Genomic DNA, 21,969 nt, shown 5'->3' on the forward strand with positions numbered 1-21,969 from the left:
GAGTTTTATCATGTTGATGCACGTTACCGCCCCAACTTTCACCCATTCGCTGACGGTGTACCTGAAGGACTCTAACGCCTACGGCAACACCTATTTCGCGCGCTACTTCGAATGGCAGGGTATCTGCCGTGAAAAGTGGTTCTTTGAGTGCATATCGCGCGATATGCTGCAGAAGGAGGGCGTGTTTATCACCAAGCACGCGGAGCAGGATTATTTGCAGGAGACTTTCCCGTTTCAAGACATTTTTTGCGAATTGAATGCTTATGACGTGAAGAAGTGTTCGTTTTGGCTGGAGTTCCGGTTTTATGCCGATGGCAGGCCGGTTTCGGTGGGACGGCAGCAGATCGTGTTTGCCGGCCATGACCGCAAGATCAAGGCGCTGCCTGCGGCCGTGATCGAACTGGTCCGGCGCTATGTGAAGTAAAGCGCCGTCGTTCCCGCGCAGGCGGGAACCCATGCTGCGCCTGTTTCTGACGCGTCCCATGGACCGCAGCGGCGGACCGTCCCCCTACGCGGGAATGACGGGTCACTGCTGCGAGGCGATCCAGTGATCGACCTTCTCCTCCAGCAGCGCCAACGGCACCGTACCGTCGCCCAGCACCACCGCATGGAACGCCGGCAAGCTGAACTTGTCGCCCAGCGCCTTCTCGGCACGGGCACGCAGCTCTTGAATCTTCAGCGAACCCACCTTGTAGCCCAGCGCCTGGCCCGGCCAGGCCATGTAGCGCTCGGTTTCGCTCTTGGCATAGTCGGTATAGCCCAGCGTGTCCTGCATATACTTGATGCTCTGCTCGCGGGTCCAGCCCTTGGCATGCATGCCCGTATCGACCACCAGGCGCGTGGCGCGCAGCAGCTCGTCGTTCAGGTGGCCGAAGTATTGCGCCGGATCTTCAAACAGCCCCATTTCCTTGCCTAGCGTTTCCGAATACAGCGCCCAGCCCTCGGTGAACGCATTGTTGCCGCCGAATTTGCGGAAGTTCGGCAGGTTCAGTTCCTGCATCAGCGCGATGTGGAAGTGATGGCCCGGCTTGCCTTCATGCAGGAACAGCGTGGTCATGCCGGTGCTGCCGTACTTGGCCGGATCGTTGACCACAGACCAGAATACGCCTGGACGCGAACCGTCGGCGGCCGGCGCGGTGTAATGGTCGGAGGCGGTGGCGCGGCTCAGTTCTGGTTCCAGGCGCAGATCCAACTTGGCTTTCGGCAGCAGCGTGAACATGGCCGGCAGCTTGGTGTCGAGCACGTCGTTCAGCTTGTGGAACACGGCTTGCACCTCGTCTTCGGTCTTGAACGGGAAGAACTTCGGCTGCGCCGCCACCCACACCGGCAGGCCGGCGGCCGGGCCGGTGTAGCCCAGCTTCGGCCCCAGGACTGCAAACTGCGACTGGATGCGCGCGACTTCCTTGAGGCCGATGGCATGAATTTCGTCCGGTTTAAGCGTAGTAGTGGTGGCGTTGGCGACACGCGCCTGATACCAGGCAGCGCCGTCCGGCACCGCGCTGAGGCCGGTGGTGGTACGGCAGGCCGGCACGTATTCCTTTTCCAGGAAGGTGGCCAGGCGGGCGATGGCCGGCATCACCTTGTCGTTGATGGTGCTGCGGTAGGCGGCTGTCAGGCGCTGCTTGTCGGCGTCGGGGAACGTCGCCGGCAGCCTGGTGATCGGCGTGTAGTAGATGCTGGCTTCCGGCGTCGCGCTCACCAGCTTCTGGAACTGCGGCAGGGCGGAAATCATGATGGCCTTCGGCTGCGTCACGCCTTTCTTGATACCGAGACGCATATTGGCGATGGCCTGGTCGATCCACGCCGGCATTTGCGACAGGCGGCTCAGGTAGGCATCGTATTCCTTGACCGTGCCGATCGGCTGCGACGCCTCGCCGCCGGCATAATTGGCCAGCGTGACCGGCACGCTATCCATCTGGCTGAGTGGCAACAGGTGCTCGGGGAAGCGCTCCATCACAATCAGGCCCTTCAGCTCGTATTGCAGGATGTCGTAGTTGATGCGGCCTTTCTGGTCCAGCTGATGCGGGCTGATCGCTTGCAGGCGCTTGGCAAACTGGCGGTAGAGCTTGAACTGCGCGGCGCGTTTGGCCGGCGAAATGCTCAGGCCCAGTTGATCGTCGAAGCGGTTGTCGCCGTTTTCGGTCGCGCCGATCGGCTCGAAGCGGGCCACGGCGTCGTAGTAGTCATCGGCGATGGCCAGCAAGGCCTGGTTAGCCGAGGCGGCCACCTCGGCGCTGACCTTGCCGGCCGGTGCTGCGGCGTGGCTGATGGGAGAGAAAGCCAGCGCGATGGCGGCGGCGAGCGGAGCGATGAGATTGCGGCGTGCGGTCATGTTTGTCCCTGACGTAACTAAGTTGGCCGCTAGCATAAGCCATCGCGCAGCCGGCGCGGGACAAATTTTGTATCAGGCCGCCGCTTCCGCGAAACGGCTTTCATACAGTGCCGCCACCAGGTCCGATTGCGTGACTAAGCCGACGAAGCGCTCTTCTTCGTCGACGATAGGGATGTGATGGAAGCCCGAGTCCGCCATCAACGGCACCAGGTCGACGATCGGCGTGTCGACCCGCGCGGTGGTGGGATGGTGGGTCATGATCTGGCCGACTACTTCGGCCTTTTCCGTGTGGGTTACGCCGGTTTTGCGCAGGAATCGTTGCAGTTGCTGGCGAATGCTGCCATAGCTGTCGAGTCCGCCGTGATTCAGGAAGTCGGTTTGCGTCACGATGCCGATGATGCGCCGCGCACGGTTCAGCACCGGCAGGCATACCACACGATGCTTGCGCATCTCCTGCCAAGCTTCTTCCAGGCCAGTGCCGAACTCGGCGCTGACGATGTCGCGCGACATGATGTCGGCGCAATTGATGATGCCGAAGCGGCGCTGGTAGGCGCGCTGCTCGGTTTGCATGAACAGCGACTCCAGATCGTCGCGGCTGATGTCCAGCACCTGGTTATGCTGTTGCAGCACAGCGTCCAAATCTTCCGGCTTGAAGCCGAGGCGCACGGTCGGCACCGCGTCCTTGGTGGCGTGCGGATTGAGGTGCGCGTTCTGCTGCACGTGCGGATAGCTGCGGCCGGTCAGATTGTTATACGTGATGGCCATTAACACCAGCAGGATGGAATCGGCCATGACAGTCATCAGCACGAACTCGAAACCGGCCGCGTGCACGGCCGGGCCGCCGATCACCGTGGTCAGCGCCACCGCGCCGCCGGGCGGGTGCAGGCAGCGCATGACAAACATGGCGGCGATGGCGCCGCCGCACGCCATGCCGGCCAACACCGGCAGCGGCAGGCTGTCGCCGAACCAGCGGACACAGGCCGCGCCCACCAGAGCCGCTGATGACGTTACCACCGATCACCGACCACGGCTGCGCCAGCGGACTGGCCGGCAGCGCGAACAGCAGCACCGACGACGCGCCGATTGGCGCTACCAGGAAAATTGACGCATGGGTGTTTTGCAGCAGAACGTGGCTGAGCAGGGCGGTCAGCAGAATGCCAAGCAGGGCGCCGGCGGAGGCGCGCAATTGTTCGCGGGAATTGGCGGTGGGGGCGCTGGGCAGCCAGCTTTCAAGGAAGGCGCGCATTGATCCAAATCAAGTATTTGAAATGGAGCATTATCTCACGATTGCACTCTATTGGTGCGAGACCAACCCCAGCGGCAAGGACGTTGTAATTTTGATCTGTTCCATCGAAAAGGCGGACGACACCCCGGTGAGCTGGACGGACTTGGTCAGCTTCTTGTAAAAGCGGTCATATCCTTCGATATCGCTCGTAACCACCTTCAACAGGTAGTCGACGTCGCCACTCATGCGGTGAAATTCCTGCACTTCCGGCAATGCCGCCACGGCTGCTGCAAAGCGGGAGTACCACTTCTCGTCATGCTGGGTAGTGCGGATGCTGACGAACACTGTGACCGGCAAGCCGACCTTGCGACGGTTGACGATGGCTACGCGGTTCTCGATAAAGCCATCCTCTTCCAGCCGGCGCAGGCGTTTCCAGCACGGCGTCGAGGACAGTCCAACCTGCTCGCTCAACTGGGCGACAGACAGCGTGCCGTCGCGTTGCAGGGCGTCGAGGATGGCATAGTCGTAGCGGTCAAGTGAGTTCATTCCAATATTCTTCCAAAGATAGGATAAATTCTCTACATCTTACCGAGAGAGGCAGGATTTTGGTACGACTATTTCCGCATAACTCAGTAAGCTATATGCATGACTACAGAAATTTATCTCGACAGCAACGCCACCAGCGTTGTCCTGCCAGCCGCCATCGCCGCCGCCACCGACGCCATGGGCCAGCGCTATGGCAATCCCAGCAGCACCCACGGCACCGGCCTGAAGGCCAAAGCGATACTCGACCAGGCGCGCGCCTCTGCCGCACGTCTGCTCGGCGTCGGACCAGGCCGCCTGATCTTCAACAGCGGCGCCACCGAAGGCATCCAGACCGCCGTGCTGTCGGCGCTGGTCGCGCTGCGCGAGCGCCGCGACGCCGGCCGGGCCATCGGCGCGCTGCTGGTCTACGGCGCCACCGAACACAAGGCGGTGCCGGAAAGCCTGGCGCACTGGAACCGCCTGCTGGGCCTGAATCTGACGCTGCACAAGTTGCCGGTCGACGGCAACGGCGCCCACGACCTGGCCGCGCTGCGCGCCGTCGCCGATCAAGCCGCCATGATCTGCACCATGGCCGCCAACAACGAAACCGGCGTCATCAGCGACCTGACCGCCATCGAAGCCGTGCTGAACGAGACAAACTGCAACGCCTGCTGGATGGTCGACTGCGTCCAGGCACTGGGCAAGCTCAAGCTCGATCTGTCGTCAACCCGCATCGATTACGCCCCGTTCTCCGGGCATAAACTCCATGCGCCAAAAGGCATCGGCATGCTGTACGTGCGCGCCGGTACGCCCTTCACGCCGCTGATCATGGGCGGCGGCCAGGAAAGCGGCCAACGTTCCGGCACCGAAAACATGGCTGGCATCGCCGCGCTGGGCGCGGTGCTGGCGGCGCTGGAGCGTGGCGACACCTTCCGCACCCATGCCGAGCTGTGCAGCTTCCGCGCGCGCATCGCCGACAGCCTGCGCGCCGCGCTGCCGGGCGTGGTATTCAACAATCCGTTCGACAAGGCATTGCCAACCACCATCAACTTCGCCGTGCCGGGCCTGTCGAGCCGCGAACTGATGGACGTCTTTGACGCGGCCGAAGTGCGCGTCAGCGCCGGCAGCGCCTGTTCCTCATCCAAGGCCGCGCCGAGCTACGTGCTGGACGCGATGGGCCTGCCGCTATGGCGCAGCGCCGGCGCCATCCGGCTAACGTTCGGCCCGCTGGCCGATGAGGCCACCATCGCCGCCGCCTGTGCCCGTATCGAGCGCTGCGGCGCCGCGCTGCGCGCCAGCTGCCTGATCCCGTCGGAGCGCACGGCGGTGCCGCACGACGGACTGCTGCAACTGGGCGTGGAGGGCGCGTGCAGCTGGATGGTGCTGGACGCCGCCAGCCGCAGCTGCATCGTCATCGACCCGTTGCCGGAACACACGACGCGCATCGAAGCCTACGTGCGCTGCCAAAACTATCAAGTGCAGGCGGTGGTCTGCACGCAGCCGAACGCCGGCCGCGCGCAACTGATCGCAGCGCTGGGCCGCCACTACAACCGCGCCGCGGATGCCGACGAGTACGGCTGGCCGGCGAATGCCGCCGTCATCGCAGTGGCCAGCGGCGCGGCCGCCAGCGCCATCACAGTGGGCACGCAAGTGCTGGCCTGCGTGCCGGGCCAGGCGCAGCGCGCCTATCTGCTGGGTGTGGCGGACGGTGCGCGCTTGCCGGCCGCCGCGGTACGCTTCGCCTTCAGCGCGCAGATCACGCAAGCGCTGCGCGACGTCAGCACCGAGCGCACCGTGTTATGCCCGACGCGCGATGACGGCAACCAGCTGTGTAGCGGCACAACTTCTGCCACCCAGGCAATCACTACTGCCGACGCGCAACTCGACAGCGCCGCGCTGGCCAGCTTCCTGCAAGCCCATCCGGACGCGCGCCTGATCGACGTGCGCGAGCCATATGAATTTGCCGCCGCCGTGGCGCCGGCTCCTGCCGGCCGTCCAGCGCTAAGCGTGCCGTTGAGCCGGTTGGCCGAATACGCCAGCACCTGGCTGCACGAGGAACCTGCGCCGCTGGTGTTCTACTGCCGCAGCGGCAACCGCAGCATGAAGGCCGCGCAATGCCTGCGCCGCCTCGGCCACCCGCAAGCCTACAGCCTCCACGGCGGCCTCGCCCTCGCCTAAATCCAGGGTCAGGTCTGACATTAGCACACGAGCTCAGCTGCGCAGCAGCTGAGCTCGTGTGCTAATGTCAGACCTCGTATATTGAGCATACCGCCCCATCATCGGATAAAGTGACGGAGGTGGTCAGGCAGGGTGATGCCGATCAGAATTTGGGCCATTGAGCCCGTGGGTCAGATTGGTGCCCCTGCCTGTTTCATTTTAAAAGTCCGAACGGTATCTTGGGTCATCGCCTCGCGCGTAAGCCCGCATACGAGAGAGGTCAAAAATGGATAGCTCAACAGCAATCGTGGGGATTGATGTCGGCAAGAAAAAGCTCGACGTGGCCCTGCTAGTGAACGGCAAGATCAAGAGCAAGGTCATAGATAACTCTGCCGCAGGCCATCAGGTGCTCTTGGAATGGCTGGACAAGACCAAGTTACCCAAGGCGGCATTACGGGTCTGCATGGAAGCGACCGGCGTGTATTTCGAGGAGGTGGCGACCACACTTTATGATGCCGGGCTCGCCGTGAGCGTAGTCAATCCGGGCTGCATCAAGGGCTTTGGCCAGAGCGAGAACCTGCGCAATAAAACCGACAAGGCGGACGCAGCATTGATCGCACGTTACTGCGCGGCGATGGCGCCGGCAACGTGGGCGCCCGCTCCGCTGGAGCAACGTCAGTTGCGTGCGTGGTCGCAGCGGATACTGGCTCTGAAGGATATGCGCCAGCAGGAACGCAACCGGCTGGAAAGCTATGAGGCCAGCGGCATGGGCGAGGTGGCTGAGCACGCGCGCTTGCTCATTGCCTGGTTTGACACCGAGATCAAGCAACTGGAAGACGACGTGGATGACCACATCGACCGCCATCCCGGCCTCAAGCACGACGCGCAGCTCATCACCAGTATTCCAGGCATTGGTAACACCACCGCAGCTCGCATCTTGGGCCAGTTGGGCGACATTCGGCGCTTCGGCAACGCGAAGGCCTTGGCGGCATTTCTCGGCGTGACGCCACGCCAGCGCAGCTCAGGAACCTCGCTTCGGGGGCGCACCACCATCAGCCGCAAGGGCAACACCTCAATGCGCGCCGCGCTTTATATGCCCGGCATGGTGGCAAGCCGCCACAACCCGCTACTACACCAGTTTGCCCAGCGCCTGGCGAATAATGGCATGGCGAAAAAAGCCGTGATCGGCGCCGTGATGCATAAGCTCGTGCATCTCATCTACGGTGTCATTCGTACCGGCAAGCCCTTTGACGCCAATTACCTTTCAAAAGGGCTTGCCATTCAAGACGGTATCTGACCCCGAATGCTGACCTCGTTATGTTCGTGACCGTACAGTCGCCTTCCGTGCGCTCTCGTACGATGCTCTGGCACATAATTTCTCATTCGCAGAATTCCAAGCGAGGTCCAAGTTGAATAAGTCCAATCCCCTGCTGCCCGAGATGACCATGGGCTTCCGCGAATCCCAAACCGGCGCTCTGGTATCCGATGAGGACGACGAAGATTTACCGCTACGCGCGGAACTGTTTAGCGCCGCGCAAATGGCCGCACATGGCAAGACCCTGGCGCAACATCATGAACTGAGCAAACGAGGCGGCCGCGACCGCCTCTTGTCACGTCTGGCCGAGAACGCCGCCGTCATCGATTCCACCTGCGACGAGCTGACCGCCGCCGTCAAGGCCGGGCGCCAGATCACGCCGGCCTCGGAGTGGCTGCTGGACAATTTCTATTTAATCGAAGAACAGATTCGCATTGCCCGGCGTCACCTGCCGAAGGACTACAGCAAGGAATTGCCGCGCCTGGGCAAGGGCGCGCCCGATGGCTGCCCGCGCGTCTACAAGATCGCGCTGGAAATTATTTCGCACGGCGACGGCCGCGTCGATCCGGAATCGCTGTGCCGCTTCGTCGACGCCTATCAGGAAGTCGCCACCCTCAAGCTCGGCGAGCTGTGGGCGATTCCGATCATGCTGCGCCTGGCGCTGATCGAGAACCTGCGCCGCGTCGCCGCCCGCGTGGCCGAGAACCGCATCCAGCGCGACCTGGCCAATGCCTGGGCCGACCAGATGACCGAGATCGCCGAGAGGAATCCGAGCGGCCTGATTCTGATGGTGGCCGACATGGCCCGCTCCAATCCGCCGATCACCAGCGCCTTTGTGGCCGAACTGGCGCGCCGCCTGCAAGGCCAAAGCCCGGCCCTGACGCTGGCGCTGACGTGGATCACGCACCGCCTGGCCGAATCCGGCCAGACCATCGAGCAGCAGATCCAGGCCGAGATCCAGCAGCAGGCGGCGGAGCAGGTGTCCATCGCCAACAGCATCGGCAGCCTGCGCTTCCTCGGCACGATGGACTGGCAGGAGTTCGTCGAGACCATGAGCGTGGTTGAACAAACGCTGCGCCAGGACCCGGCCGATATCTACGGCAAAATGGAGTTCGCCACGCGCGACCAGTATCGCCACATCATCGAGAAAATCGCCAAGCGCTCGCGCTTCTCCGAAGCGGAGGTGGCGCAGCAGGCGCTGGCGCTGGCGCAGGCGCACCACGGCAGCGGCGATCCGCGCCATGGCCACGTGGGCTTTTACCTGATCGGCGGCGGCCTGGCCGCGCTGGAAAAGCAGGCCCGGATGCGCCGCCCGTGGATCGAGGCGTTCCAGCAAACCTCGCGCGCTTCGCCGCTGACGTCCTACCTTGGCGCCATCGCCGCCATCGCCTTTGTCGCCACCGCGCTGCTGATGGAGCGCGCCGCCTTCCACGGCGTGCGTGGCGGCGTGCTGCTGGCGCTGGGCGTGCTGGCGCTGCTGGGCAGCAGCCAGCTGGCGCTGAGCCTTGTCAATTGGGTCGCGACCCTGGTCACCCGGCCGAATCCGCTGCCGCGCATGGATTTCAAGGAGGGCATACCGGCCGACGCGCGCGCCATCGTGGTGGTGCCGACGCTGGTCTACAGCAAGGAGAATATCGACGATTTGTTCGAGCAGATGGAAGTGCGCTTTCTGGCCAACCGCGATCCGAACCTGAAATTCTGCCTGCTGACCGATTTCGCCGACGCGCGCGCGGAACACCTGCCCAACGACGACGCGCTGGTCGAGCATATGAAGCACAACATCGCGCACCTGAATCACAAGTACGATGACGGCACGCCGCACACGCCGTTCCTGCTGCTGCACCGCCCGCGCCTGTGGAATCCGCGCGAAGGCGTGTGGATGGGCTATGAACGCAAGCGCGGCAAGCTGGAAGACCTGAACCGCTTCCTGCGCGGCGGCGCGCGCGACAAGTTCTCGGTGGTGGTGGGCGACACCTCGGAGCTGGAAAGCATCCGCTACGTCATCACGCTCGATACCGATACCCAGCTGCCGCGCGAGCGCCGCCAGGCAGTTCATCGCCACCATGCAGCACCCGCTGAACCGGCCGGTGGTCGATAGCCAGCGCCGCCTGGTGGTGGAGGGCTACGGCATTCTGCAACCGCGCGTGGCGGTGGCGCTGCCGAGCGAGAACGCCTCGCGCTACGAGAAGCTGTGCGGCGGCGAGCCGGGCATCGATCCCTACACCCGCACCGTCTCCGACGTCTATCAGGACGTGTTCTTCGAAGGCTCCTTTATCGGCAAGGGCATCTACGATGTCGACGTCTTCGAGCAAGTGCTGGGCGGCCGCCTGCCGGAAAACAAAATCCTCAGCCACGACCTGCTGGAGGGCTGCTACCTGCGCGCCGGCCTGCTGAGCGACGCGCAACTCTACGAAGCCTATCCAACCCGCTACAGCGACGACGTGACGCGCCGCCAGCGCTGGATACGCGGCGACTGGCAGCTGATTTCCTGGCTGGCCGGCCGCGTGCCGGGGCGCGGCCGGCGCGAACGCAATCCGCTGTCGCTGCTGTCGCGCTGGAAGCTGTTCGACAACCTGCGCCGCAGCCTGACCGCGCCGGCGCTGGTGCTGTCGCTGATTACCGCGTGGCGCTGGCTGCCCGACCCATGGCTGTGGACCGGCGCCGTGCTGACGGTGATCTTCCTGCCGCCGCTGGTCAGCATGCTGTACGACTTGTGCCGCCGCCCGCAGGACACCTTGTGGAGCCAGCATATCCGCGCCTCGCTGCGGCGCGCCGGCATGCAGTTCTCGCACGCGGTCCTGATGCTGGCCTTCCTGCCGTATGAGGCTTACTTCAGCATGGACGCCATCCTGCGCAGCCTGTGGCGCTCCTTCGTGTCGCACCGCCGCCAGCTCGAGTGGCGCGCGTCGGCATTGGCGCGCCAGGCCGACGGCACCTTCAGCACCTGGCGCACGATGTGGATCGCGCCGGTGCTGGCGCTGTTCATCGGCGGCTGGCTGCTCGGCTGGAAGCCGGCCAGCTTGCCGGCCGCCGCGCTGTTCCTGCTGGCGTGGCTGGTGGCGCCGGCCATCGCCGACTGGATCAGCCGCCCGATCGAACGCAAGAGCGCGCAGCTGTCGCCCGAGCAGCACCAGTTCCTCAACAGGCTGGCGCGCCGCACCTGGGCCTATTTCGACCGCTTCGTCGGCCCCGAGGACAACTGGCTTCCGCCCGATAACATGCAGGAGCATCCGGTGCAGGTGGTGGCCCATCGCACGTCGCCGACCAATATCGGCATGGCCTTGCTGGCCAACCTGAGCGCCGTCGATTTCGGCTACGTCACCGTCGGCCAGATGATGGCGCGCACCAATCACACGCTCGACAGCATGGACCAGCTGGAGCGCTACCACGGCCACTTCTACAACTGGTACGACACCCAGACCCTCAAGCCGCTGCACCCGGTTTATATCTCGTCGGTGGATAGCGGCAATCTCGGTGGCCACCTGCTGACATTGCAGTCCGGCCTCACCGGCCTGTTCGACGAGCCGGTACTCGGTCCGCAGATCATCGAGGGCATCGTCACCACCGCCGGCGTGCTGCAGGAGACGCTGGCCGCGGCCGCGCAGGCGGGCGATCCGGCCACGCCGCTGATCGATGGCGCCGCCGTGCTGGCGGCGCTGTCGCCGGCGCCGGATGCGTCCGACCTGCAGCAGCTGCACGCCTGGCTGACGCGCGTGACGGCGGCGGTGGACGAGTTCCAGCCGCACGCCGCCGCCCACAGCGAGGACGCCGCCATGTGGGCAGCCTCGCTGGCGCAGCAATGCCACGCGGCGCTGGACGAGCTGGCGGCGCTGACGCCATGGTCGGCGCTGCCGGCCGACGCCATCTTCGACACCAGCATCACGCGCATGCCGACGCTGCGCGAACTGGCGGCGCTGGCGCGCGCTTCCTCGTCCATCGCCATCAACGACCTGGCGCCGGACGAACGCGATCGCCAGCAGCGCCTGGCCGCGCTGTTCGAGCAGGGCAGCGGCAACGCGCATGAGCGCATGCGCGCGCTGGCCGAGATGGCGCAGCGCTGCGGCGCCTTCGCGCAGATGGAGTATGGCTTCCTGTTCAATCCGACCACCAATCTGCTGGCCATCGGCTACAACGTCACCGACCGCCGCCTGGACGCCAGCTATTATGACCTGCTGGCGTCGGAATCGCGCCTGGCCAGCTTTGTCGCCATCGCCCAGGGCCAGCTGCCGCAGGACCACTGGTTCGCGCTGGGGCGCCAGCTGTGCATCGTTTCGGGCAAGCCGGTGCTGCTGTCCTGGAGCGGCTCGATGTTCGAGTACCTGATGCCGCTGCTGGTGATGCCGAACTATCCGAGCACGCTGCTGGATCAGACCTACAACTCGGTGATCGACGCGCAGATCGATTACGGCAAGCGCCGCAACGTGCCGTGGGGGATTTCCGAATCCGGCTACAACACGGTCGACGCCAGCCTGAATTACCAGTACCGCGCCTTCGGCGTGCCAGGCCTGGGCCTGAAGCGCGGCCTGGCCGACGATCTGGTGATCGCCCCTTACGCCACCATGATGAGCCTCATGGTGCAGCCGGAAGCCTCGTGCGCCAATCTGCAGAAGATGGCGGACCTGGGCTTCATGGGCCGCTACGGTTTCTTCGAGGCGGTCGACTACACCCCTTCGCGCCTGCCGCGCGGCCAGAGCTTCGCGGTGATCCGCTCCTTCATGGTCCACCACCAGGGCATGGGATTGCTGGCGCTGAGCTATCTGCTGCATGACCGGCCGATGCAGCGCCGCTTCGAGGCCGATCCGCTGCTGCAATCGACGTTGCTGGTGCTGCAGGAGCGCAGCCCGCAGGCCGGCGCCTTCTATTCCAACACCACCGAGATGGCGGCCATCCGCGCCGCCGCGCCGGAGCAGGCCAACCCGCTGCGCGTGCTGACGCAGCATTCGACGCCGGTGCCGGAAACGCAGCTGCTGTCGAACGGCCGCTATCACGTCATGGTCACCAACTCCGGCGGCAGCTACAGCCGCTGGAAGGACCTGGCGGTGACGCGCTGGCGCGAGGACAGCACGCGCGACAACTGGGGCAACTTCTGCTACGTGCGCGATGTGGAGGACGGCGAGTTCTGGTCCACCACCTACCAGCCGTCGCTGGTCGAGCCGAAAAAATATGAGGTGATCTTCTCCGAGGGCCGCGCCGAGTTCCGCCGCTCCGACCACAATATCGACCTGTACACCGAAATCGTGGTGTCGCCGGAGGACGATATCGAACTGCGCCGCACGCGCATCACCAACAAGTCCGACCGCGTGCGCACCATCGAGGTGACCAGCTACGCCGAGGTGGTGATGGCGCCGGCCGCCGCCGACAACGCCCATCCGGCCTTCAGCAAGCTGTTTGTGCAGACCGAAATCCTCAAGTCCGAGAACGCCATCCTGTGCACGCGCCGCCCGCGCGGCGCGCACGAGTCGCCGCCGTGGATGATGCATTCGATGATGGTGCACGACGTGCCGGTCGGCGGCGTGTCGTTCGAAACCGACCGTTCGCGCTTCATCGGCCGCGGCAACACGGCCGCCGCGCCAAGCGCGATGCTGGACCAGGGCGCCCTGAGCGGCGCCGAAGGCTCGGTGCTCGATCCGGTGGTGGCGATCCGCTATACCATCACGCTCAAGCCCGACCAGTATGCGACGGTCGATATCGTCACCGGCATGGCCGAGCAGCGCGACACCGCGCTGCACCTGATCGACAAGTACCACGACCGCCACCTGGCCGACCGCGTGTTCGAGCTGGCGTGGACCCACAGCCAGGTGGTGCTGCGCCAGCTGAACGCCAGCGAGGCGGACGGCCAGTTGTACGGCCGCCTGGCCAACTCGGTGATTTACCCGAACGCCGGCCTGCGCGCCGAGGCGGCAACGCTGATCAAGAACCAGCGCGGCCAGTCCGGCCTGTGGGCATACGCGATTTCCGGCGACCTGCCGATCGTGCTGCTGCAAATCAAAGACCCGGCCAACATCGAGCTGGCGCGCCAGATGGTGCAGGCGCACGCCTACTGGCGCCTGAAAGGGCTGGTGGTGGACCTGGTGATCTGGTACGAGGACAATTCCGGCTACCGCCAGGCGCTGCACGACCAGATCATCGGCCTGATCGCCTCCGGCATCGATGCCCAGGCGATCGACCGCCCGGGCGGCATCTTCGTGCGCCTGATGGACCAGATCCCGAACGAGGACCGGGTGCTGATGCAGTCGGTGGCGCGCGTCATCATCAGCGATGCGCGCGGCACGCTGGCCGAGCAGATCAAGCGCCCGGCGCCGCCGACGCTGCGCATGCCGCCGTTGCTGGCGGACGGCCGCGGCGAGTATGCGGACGCCGGCCCGGTCACGCATCCGGCGCGCGGCCTGGTGCTGGAAAACGGCATCGGCGGCTTTAGCGCGGATGGCCGCGAATACGTGATCACCACCAGCGACAAGCAACGCACGCCGGCGCCGTGGTCCAACGTGCTGGCCAATCCGCAGTTCGGCACCGTGATCTCGGAAAGCGGCCAGGCCTACACCTGGCACGAGAACGCGCACGAATACCGCATCACGCCATGGCACAACGATCCGGTCAGCGACGCCAGCGGCGAAGCCTTCTATCTGCGCGATGAGCAGAGCGGCCAGTTCTGGTCGCCGACGGCCCTGCCGGCGCGCGGCAACGGCAACTACATCACGCGCCACGGCTTCGGCTACAGTGTGTTCGAGCATATCGAGGCCGGCATCCACAGCGAGATGACCACCTTCGTCGCGGTCGACGCGCCGATCAAGTACACGGTGCTGAAAGTGCGCAACGATTCGCTGGTGCAGCGCCGCCTGTCGGCCTTCGGCTATGTCGAGTGGGTGCTGGGCGACATGCGCTCCAAGTCCGGCATGCACATCGTCACCGAGGCCGACCCGGTCAGCGGCGCGCTGTTCGCCAGGAACCCGTACAACACGGAGTTCAGCGGCCGCGTGGCCTTCTTCAACTGCGACGCCACGCTGCGCACCATCAGCGCCGACCGCACCGAGTTCATGGGCCGCAACGGCACGCTGGCGGCGCCGGCGGCGCTGCGCCGTTCGCGCCTGTCCGGCAAGATCGGCGCCGGCCTGGATGCCTGCGCGGCGATCCAGGCGCCGTTCGAACTGCTGCCGGGCCAGGAGCGCGAGATCGTCTTCGTGCTGGGCGTGGCCGGCCGCCGCAACGCCGACGCCAGCAGCCTGGTACAGAAGCACCGCAGCGCCGACGCCGCGCGCGAGGCGCTGGCCGCCGTGCACGCGCACTGGGAGAAAACCCTGGGCGCGGTGCGCATCGAAACGCCGGAGCCGGAGCTGGACGTCATCGCCAACGGCTGGCTGATGTACCAGACCATCGCCTGCCGCATCTGGGCGCGCAGCGGCTATTACCAGTCCGGCGGCGCCTTCGGCTTCCGCGACCAGTTGCAGGACGCGATGGCCACCATCCACGCGCAACCGCAGCTGCTGCGCGACCAGCTGCTGCTGTGCGCCGCCCACCAGTTCCTGGAGGGCGATGTGCAGCACTGGTGGCATCCGCCGTCGGACCGCGGCGTGCGCACCCACTGCTCGGACGATTATCTGTGGCTGCCGCTGGGCGCCTGGCGCTACGTTTCGGCCACCGGCGACCTGGCCATCCTCGACGAAACCGCGCCATATCTGGAGGGCCGCCCGGTCAAGCCGGAGGAGGATTCGTATTACGACATGCCGGCCCGCTCCGTCGAGCGCGGCACCCTGTACGACCACTGCCAGCGCGCCATCCGCAACGGCCTGCGCTTCGGCGCGCACGGCCTGCCGCTGATCGGCTCCTGCGACTGGAACGACGGCATGGACAAGGTGGGCGAGCATGGCAAGGGCGAGAGCGTGTGGCTGGCCTTCTTCCTGTGCGAGGTGCTGAAGCGCTTCGCCGAAGTGGCCGACATGCGCAGCGACGCCGAATTCGCCGCCGAGTGCCGCGAGCAGGCGCGCCGCATCGCCGCCAACGTCGAGCAGAACGCGTGGGACGGCGAGTGGTATCGCCGCGCCTATTTCGACGACGGCACGCCGCTCGGCTCCCACACCAACGAGGAATGCCAGATCGATTCGATCTCGCAAAGCTGGGGCGTGCTGTCCGGCGCCGCCGATCCGGTGCGCGTGCGCGGCGCGATGGAGCAGGTCAACCAGCGCCTGGTGCGGCGCGACTCGGGCATCATCCAGCTGCTCGATCCGCCGTTCGACAAGGCCGGGCCGAATCCGGGCTACATCCGCGGCTATGTGCCGGGCGTGCGCGAGAACGGCGGCCAGTACACCCATGCCGCCATCTGGACCGCGATGGCCTTCGCCCGCCTGGGCGAGAACCAGCGCGCCTGGGAGCTGACGCGCATGATCAATCCGGTCATGCACGGGCGCAGCGCCGAGGGCGCGGCGGTGTACAAGGTGGAGCCATATGTGGTGACGGCAGACGTCTACGCGGTGGCGCCGCACGTGGGGCGCGGCGGCTGGAGCTGGTACACCGGCTCGTCGGGCTGGATGTACCGGCTGATTCTGGAGTCGCTGCTGGGCCTGACGCGCGCGGCCGATCACCTCAGGATCGAGCCGCGCATGCCGCCCGAGTGGAACACCTTCGCGCTGAGCTACCGCCACGGCGGCGCCACCTACGAGATCCGCGTCAGCAAGGGCGATACGCCGGCGCCGGTGATGACGGTGGACGGCGTGCCGCAGGCCGACGGCAAGATCGCGCTGCGCGACAGCGGCCGCACGCACCGCGTGGAGCTGCTGCTGCCTGCGGCGCCGGCGGCGCTACACCCCCAGGCTGGCGCCGGCGCCTAGCAGCGTGGCCGCACCCAGCGCCGCGAAGATCAGCGCGGCGACGCCGTGCACCAGCTTGAGCGAGATGCGGTTGGCGATCTTGTCGCCGAAGTACACGGCCGGCACGTTCGCCAGCATCATGCCCAGCGTGGTGCCGCACACCACGGCCAGCATGCTGTGGTAGCGCGCCGCCAGCGCGACGGTGACCACCTGCGTCTTGTCGCCCATCTCGGCCAGGAAGAAGGCGATCAGCGTGGTGAGGAACACGCCGTAGCCGGCCACCGGCGTGTCTTCGTCATCGAGCTTGTCCGGCACCAGCGTCCACGCGGCCATCGCCAGGAACGACGCCCCCAGCACCCAGCGCAGCAGCTCCGGTCCCATCAGGCTGGTGATCCAGGTGCCGATGGCGGCGGCGAATGCGTGGTTGGCGACGGTGGCGACGAGAATGGCGGCGACGATCGGTAATGGACGGCGGAACCTGGCAGCGAGGACGAACGCGAGGAGCTGGGTTTTGTCGCCGATTTCCGCGAGGGCGACAATGCCGGTAGAGACGAAGAATGCTTCCATGATCAGAGAGTACGCGGGCCGGAACGATTAACCAATGACGCAGGCGCGACTCCGGCCCATCATGGCCGCACCCCCGTCATGGTCTCGTCAAGCCTGTGCTGCCTGGCCACCTGCGCCACGGTCTGCGGACCGATTATGTTGACACAGGTTCTTGCGCCGGGGCGGCGCAAGCCGACTACTCCCCACTAAAGACCGCTAGTTTAACACATGCCAGAAACATCCCTATGGTATTCTGCTTCGCGCTGAAGCCAACATTGAAAGTATCACCATATGATCAAGAAGACCATCTCCGCACTCGTGCTATCCGCATGCATGTCGCTGGCCGCCCACGCCGATCCGCTGAGCTACGCCCGCTACGACCAGGTGCGCACGACCGATTTGTATCTCGACCTGAAGGCTGACTTCAGCCACAAGATCCTGGCCGGCTACGCCGAGCTGACGCTGAACTGGATCGACAAGAACGCCCGCACGCTGGTGCTCGACACCAGTGAGCTGAACATCGCCAAGGTGCAGGTGCAAAACGCCGCCGGCCGCTGGAGCGCCGTCTCCTTCATGCTCGACAAGCTGGACGCGGACAAGGGCCGCGCGCTGCGCATCGCCCTGCCGTTCCAGCCGCAGAAAGTGCGTGTCTACTACCGCACCGCGCCGTCGGCCAGCGCGCTGCAATGGATGAATCCCGAGCAGACCCTGTCCGGCAAGCGGCCGTTCATGTTCAGCCAGTCGCAGGAAATCAACGCCCGCTCGTGGGCGCCAGTGCAGGACACGCCGGCGGTGCGCTTCACCTACAGCGCCCGCATCGAGGCGCCGGCCGGCATGCGCGTGGTGATGAGCGCCGAGAACGACCAGAAGGCCACCGGCCAGGGCGGCTGGAAGTTCAGGATGACGCAGCCGATTCCGTCCTACCTGCTGGCCATCGCCATCGGCGAGATCGACGTGCGCAACGTCGGCCCGCGCTCGGCGGTGTACGCCGAGCCGCAGCGCATCGAGGCCGCCGCCAACGAGCTGGTGGACACCGAGAAAATGATCGCCGCCGCCGAAGGCCTGTACGGCCCGTATCGCTGGGAGCGTTACGACATGATCGTGCTGCCGCCATCGTTCCCGATCGGCGGCATGGAAAACCCGCGCATGACCTTCCTGACGCCGACCATGATCGCCGGCGACAAGAGCCTGGTCGACCTGATCGCGCACGAACTGGCGCACTCGTGGTCCGGCAACCTGGTGACCAACGCCTCGTGGAAGCACTTCTGGCTCAACGAGGGCTTCACCACCTACGTCACCACCCGCATCGTCGAAAAGCTTTACGGCGACGAAGTGGCGGAGATGAACCTGCAGGTGGAACAGGAAGAAGCCATGGCCTCGCTGGCGAAAATCCCGGCCGCCAAACAGGCGTTGCTCACGCGCGACCCGGACACCAGCGCCGCCAGCTACACCGACAGCAATCTGGTGTACCCGAAAGGGGCGTGGCTGCTGCGCACGCTGGAGCAGCGCGCCGGCCGCGACGTGTTCGACCTGTTCCTGCGCGGCTGGTTCGACCAGCACGCGTTCAAGTCGGCCACCACCGACGAATTTGTCGACTACCTGAAAAAGAACCTGCTGGACGCGCACCCGGAAATCATGTCGCAGTCCGAGCTCGATGAGTGGCTGTACGGCCCTGGCATTCCGGCCACCGCCAAGCACGCGGGCTCGCCGCGCCTGGCCGCGCTGGACGCGCAGCGCGACGCCTGGCTGAAGGGCGAGCTGCCGACCGCCGAGCTGCCGGCCAAGAACTGGATCGCGCTGGAGTGGATGCACTTCCTGAACGACATCGACGGCAAGGCCAGTGCGCTGCAGATGCAGCAGCTGGACCAGGCCTTCGGCCTCGGTAAGACCGGCAACAACGAAATCGCCTACCGCTTCCTGCTGTCGTCGGTGAAGGCCGGCTACAACGTGCGCGAGCCGCTCAACAAATTCCTGATGAGCGTGGGCCGCCAGAAGTTCGTGGTGCCGCTGTACGCCGCGCTGCTGAAGAACCCGAACGAGAAGGAGTGGGCGCGCACGGTGTACGCCAGGGCGCGCACGCATTACCACCCAATGACCCAGGCTTCGGTCGATAAGGCATTCAAACAAAAATGATGATGCAACGTACCTTCGCAGCAGCCGCCCTGACGCTGGCGGTCTGGGGCGCGGCCGGCGGCGCGCCAGCGGTGGCGGCGCCGGCGGCGGCGTCCGTCCCCGCCTTCAATCTCGACGCGGACGTCAACCGCGCGCTGACAACCTTCGACGTGCCGGGCATGGCGATCGCCATCGTCAAGGACGGCAAGGTGGTCGCGGCCAAGGGCTACGGCGTGCGCAAGCTCGGCGAGCCGGCGCCGGTGGACGGCAAGACGCTGTTCGAAATCGCCTCCAACTCCAAGGCATTCACCGCCGCCGGGCTGGCGATGCTGGTCGACGAGGGCAAGATCGCCTGGGACGATCCCGTCACCAAGCACCTGCCGGGCTTCCAGATGTACGACTCGTATGTCACCGGCGAGATGACCATCCGCGACCTGCTGGTGCACCGCAGTGGCCTGGGCCTGGGCGCCGGCGATTTGCTGTGGTGGCCGAGCACCGGGTTCAGCACCGACGAAATCATCGCCAGGCTGCGCTACATCAAGCCGGCCACCAGCTTCCGCTCCAGCTACGCCTACGACAACCTGCTGTACATCGTGGCCGGCAAGATCATCGCCGACAAAGCCGGCAAGCCGTGGGGCGAGGCGATCCGGGAGCGCATCCTGGCGCCGCTGGGCATGAGCGGCACCAAGACCAGCGTGGCCGAGATGCTGGCCACCAGTAACCACTCGGCGCCGCACAGCAGGATCAATGACAGGATCGCCGTGGTCAAGCCGATGCCGGTGCCCAACGCGGTGGGCGCGGTCGGCATCAACACCAACGCCGAGGACATCGCGCGCTGGATGACGGTGCTGCTTAACAGCGGCAAGATGGAGAACGGCCAGCAGCTGTTCAGCGCCCGGCAGGCCGCCGAGATGTGGAGCGAGCAGACGCCGATGCGCATCCGCGAGCCCAAGCCGGCGCTGGCTGCCACCAAGCCCAACTTCTACGCCTACGGCCTCGGTTTCCAGCTGCGCGACTACAAGGGCCGCAAGATCGCCATGCACGGCGGCGCGTTGCAGGGCTTTTATTCGACGGTGCTGATGGTGCCGGAAGAGAAGCTGGGCATCGCCATCCTGACCAATGCCGAGAACAGCCCGGCCATGGCCTCGCTGTACTACCGCATCCTGGACCGGTACCTGAAGGTGCCGCCGAGCGACTGGATCAAGCTGTATGCCGACCAGCAGGCGGCGTCGCAGCGGGAGGAGCAGGAACGCCTGGGCAAGGAGCACACGGCGCGCGCGGCGGAGTCGAAACCGTCGCTGCCGCTGGCGTCCTATGATGGCGAATATGAGGATGCGTGGTACGGCAAGGCCAGCATCCGCGAGGAGGGCGGCAAGCGCATCATGCGCTTCGAGCGCACGCCGGATCTGACCGGGGAGCTGGAGCACTTTCAGCACGATACTTTTATCGTGCGCTGGAAGGAGCGCAACTTCAACGCCGACGCCTATGTGACGTTTGCGCTGAATCCGGACGGCAGCATCGAGCGCATGAAGATGGCGCCGATTTCCACCGAGACGGACTTCAGCTATGACTTCCGCGACCTGCTGTTTACGCCACTACGTCCGGCCGGCGCAGGCGCTAATCGTTAGACCGCTGGCCCGCAGGCGCGGCCGTCGGCCGGCGTCGGCGGCCGGTCGGGGGATGCGGCGTTGCAGCGCAGCAGATGGTACAATGCCGCCCTCGCGTCGCTGCCGCTGCCTGGACAGGATGCCAAGTTTGAACGATTACTATCGAAGGAAAGATTCTATGCAACGTATTATGCTGCGCTCCAAGCTGCACCGCGTAACGGTGACCCAGGCCGACCTGAACTACGAAGGTTCCTGCGGTATCGACGTCGACCTGCTGGAAGCCGCCGATATCAAAGTCAACGAGCAGATCGAACTGTATAACGTCAACAACGGCGAGCGTTTCGCCACCTACGCCATCCCAGGCAAGCGCGGCAGCGGCGAGATTTCGCTGAACGGCGCCGCCGCCCGCAAGGCGCAGCTGGGCGACCTGCTGATCATCTGCACCTACGGCCCGATGACCGACGCGGAAATCGAGACCCACGTGCCGAAGCTGGTCTTCGTCGACGAAAACAACAAAATCAAAAGCATCAAGAAATAACCAAACCCCGTCGTTCCCGCGCAGGCGGGAACCCATGCGCTGCATGCCCCCCGGGCGATCCATGGATTCCCCCTGCGCGGGCATGACGGGCTGAATAAAAAAGGCACTCCGCGGAGTGCCTTTTTTCATGCCTTGCTGCCATCCTGCCGCAGCAGCTGCGACATATACTGCGGCGTAATGCCGAGGAAGGACGCCACCACCTTCTGCGAGATGCGCTGCTCCAGGCCAGGATATTCGCGTCGGAAGGCGTTCAGCCGGCCCTGCGCCGGCGAGGCGTTCAGGTACAGCCGGCGGCTCTGCTCGATAATGCTGCGCTGCGCCGCGCCCAGATAGTAGTCGCGCAGCCGACTGTTGCTTTCATACAGCGCACTGACTTCCTGCCAGTCCAGGCGATAGCCCTGGACCGCCGTTTCCGCCACCACGAAATTCAACGCCGGCTCGCCGTCGCGCAGGCGCAGCAGGTCGTCGTGCGCGCCGACCGCCTCGCCGTCGCTCTGGAAGTGCAGCGTGACCTCGTTGCCGGCCTCGGTGATGAAGCCGGTGCGCGCCACGCCGGCGTGCAGCCAGTGGATGTACTGCGCCGGCGTGCCGATGCGCTGCAGATACTCTCCCTTGCGCATGGCGAAAGGCACGGCCAGCGGCGCCAGCAGGCGCGAGGCCTCGTCGTAGAGTTCGGGGGTGACGCCGTAACGGCGTGAAACGACTTCGCGGTATTTCGCGCGGTGTTCTAGGAATGCGTTGCTCATCTCAGTTTTTTAGGAGTGGCGTGGGGGAGGAACAGCCGTGCTGAAGGGACGGCGGTTCAAGACTA

Annotated in this window: 10 protein-coding genes, 2 pseudogenes and 1 riboswitch; of the genes and pseudogenes, 7 read left to right on the forward strand and 5 right to left on the reverse strand. The window is 65.3% G+C overall.

The annotated features are described in order from the left end of the window. Window positions 1-10 precede the first annotated feature (10 nt). Window positions 11-424 (forward strand): acyl-CoA thioesterase, encoded by a 414-nt coding sequence (locus ACRQ5J_RS03125; protein WP_432381097.1) that lies wholly within the window; start codon window positions 11-13, stop codon window positions 422-424. 102 nt (window positions 425-526) lie between these two features. On the opposite strand, the gene ACRQ5J_RS03130 is transcribed toward ACRQ5J_RS03125, so the two are convergent. The 3 genes and pseudogenes from ACRQ5J_RS03130 to ACRQ5J_RS03140 all read right to left on the reverse strand — a co-directional run bounded on the left by ACRQ5J_RS03130 (window position 527) and on the right by ACRQ5J_RS03140 (window position 4,103). Next, window positions 527-2,332, reverse strand: a complete 1,806-nt coding sequence (locus tag ACRQ5J_RS03130) for a DUF885 domain-containing protein (RefSeq protein ID WP_432381098.1) — start codon at window positions 2,330-2,332, stop codon at window positions 527-529. A 72-nt stretch (window positions 2,333-2,404) separates the two neighbouring features. After that, window positions 2,405-3,578: pseudogene (locus ACRQ5J_RS03135) on the reverse strand (HPP family protein). 48 nt (window positions 3,579-3,626) lie between these two features. Beyond that, entirely contained in the window at window positions 3,627-4,103 is a 477-nt protein-coding gene (locus ACRQ5J_RS03140) for an Lrp/AsnC family transcriptional regulator (protein ID WP_432381099.1), read from the reverse strand. Window positions 4,104-4,202: 99 nt separating this feature from the next. Between ACRQ5J_RS03140 and ACRQ5J_RS03145 the strand changes: the two genes are divergently transcribed. From ACRQ5J_RS03145 to ACRQ5J_RS03155, 3 genes and pseudogenes are all read left to right on the forward strand, one after another. Beyond that, on the forward strand, window positions 4,203-6,260 hold the full coding sequence (locus tag ACRQ5J_RS03145; RefSeq protein WP_432381100.1) for an aminotransferase class V-fold PLP-dependent enzyme: 2,058 nt from the start codon (window positions 4,203-4,205) through the stop codon (window positions 6,258-6,260). A gap of 265 nt (window positions 6,261-6,525) precedes the next feature. Beyond that, window positions 6,526-7,536: an IS110 family transposase gene (locus ACRQ5J_RS03150; RefSeq protein WP_432380310.1), complete on the forward strand. Its 1,011-nt coding sequence runs from the start codon at window positions 6,526-6,528 to the stop codon at window positions 7,534-7,536. Between the two features lie 142 nt (window positions 7,537-7,678). Continuing rightward, window positions 7,679-16,376 (forward strand): annotated as a pseudogene (locus tag ACRQ5J_RS03155) (GH36-type glycosyl hydrolase domain-containing protein). On the opposite strand, the gene ACRQ5J_RS03160 reads toward ACRQ5J_RS03155, so the two are convergent. Continuing rightward, the gene (locus ACRQ5J_RS03160) at window positions 16,347-16,922 is read right to left on the reverse strand and encodes a TMEM165/GDT1 family protein (RefSeq protein WP_432381101.1); all 576 of its coding nucleotides are present in this window, start codon (window positions 16,920-16,922) and stop codon (window positions 16,347-16,349) included. The pseudogene ACRQ5J_RS03155 and the gene ACRQ5J_RS03160 sit on opposite strands and share 30 nt — an antisense overlap. Window positions 16,923-16,938: 16 nt before the next feature. Continuing rightward, window positions 16,939-17,121: riboswitch (yybP-ykoY riboswitch) on the reverse strand. A 71-nt stretch (window positions 17,122-17,192) separates the two neighbouring features. Here ACRQ5J_RS03160 and ACRQ5J_RS03165 point away from each other — a divergent pair. From ACRQ5J_RS03165 to panD, 3 genes are all read left to right on the forward strand, one after another. Then, the gene (locus ACRQ5J_RS03165) at window positions 17,193-19,034 is read left to right on the forward strand and encodes a M1 family metallopeptidase (RefSeq protein WP_432381102.1); all 1,842 of its coding nucleotides are present in this window, start codon (window positions 17,193-17,195) and stop codon (window positions 19,032-19,034) included. Window positions 19,035-19,036: 2 nt separating this feature from the next. Continuing rightward, on the forward strand, window positions 19,037-20,641 hold the full coding sequence (locus tag ACRQ5J_RS03170) for a serine hydrolase (RefSeq protein ID WP_432381103.1): 1,605 nt from the start codon (window positions 19,037-19,039) through the stop codon (window positions 20,639-20,641). 157 nt (window positions 20,642-20,798) lie between these two features. Next, window positions 20,799-21,158, forward strand: coding sequence for an aspartate 1-decarboxylase (gene panD, locus ACRQ5J_RS03175; RefSeq protein ID WP_315254157.1), 360 nt, complete (start codon window positions 20,799-20,801; stop codon window positions 21,156-21,158). 125 nt (window positions 21,159-21,283) lie between these two features. Here the strand turns inward: panD and ACRQ5J_RS03180 are convergent, their stop codons facing one another. Next, complete coding sequence (locus ACRQ5J_RS03180; RefSeq protein ID WP_432381104.1) at window positions 21,284-21,904, reverse strand: Crp/Fnr family transcriptional regulator; 621 nt, start codon at window positions 21,902-21,904, stop codon at window positions 21,284-21,286. Window positions 21,905-21,969 lie beyond the last annotated feature (65 nt).

Source organism: Duganella sp. P38, assembly GCF_050859475.1.
Taxonomy (GTDB): domain Bacteria; phylum Pseudomonadota; class Gammaproteobacteria; order Burkholderiales; family Burkholderiaceae_D; genus Rugamonas.

Bases quoted from the DNA above. Each gene is read 5' to 3' on its own strand.
- ACRQ5J_RS03125 (WP_432381097.1), top strand. From the start codon at position 11: ATGTTGATGCACGTTACCGCCCCAACTTTCACCCATTCGCTGACGGTG.
- ACRQ5J_RS03130 (WP_432381098.1), bottom strand. From the start codon at position 2,332: ATGACCGCACGCCGCAATCTCATCGCTCCGCTCGCCGCCGCCATCGCG.
- ACRQ5J_RS03140 (WP_432381099.1), bottom strand. From the start codon at position 4,103: ATGAACTCACTTGACCGCTACGACTATGCCATCCTCGACGCCCTGCAA.
- ACRQ5J_RS03145 (WP_432381100.1), top strand. From the start codon at position 4,203: ATGACTACAGAAATTTATCTCGACAGCAACGCCACCAGCGTTGTCCTG.
- ACRQ5J_RS03150 (WP_432380310.1), top strand. From the start codon at position 6,526: ATGGATAGCTCAACAGCAATCGTGGGGATTGATGTCGGCAAGAAAAAG.
- ACRQ5J_RS03160 (WP_432381101.1), bottom strand. From the start codon at position 16,922: ATGGAAGCATTCTTCGTCTCTACCGGCATTGTCGCCCTCGCGGAAATC.
- ACRQ5J_RS03165 (WP_432381102.1), top strand. From the start codon at position 17,193: ATGATCAAGAAGACCATCTCCGCACTCGTGCTATCCGCATGCATGTCG.
- ACRQ5J_RS03170 (WP_432381103.1), top strand. From the start codon at position 19,037: ATGCAACGTACCTTCGCAGCAGCCGCCCTGACGCTGGCGGTCTGGGGC.
- panD (WP_315254157.1), top strand. From the start codon at position 20,799: ATGCAACGTATTATGCTGCGCTCCAAGCTGCACCGCGTAACGGTGACC.
- ACRQ5J_RS03180 (WP_432381104.1), bottom strand. From the start codon at position 21,904: ATGAGCAACGCATTCCTAGAACACCGCGCGAAATACCGCGAAGTCGTT.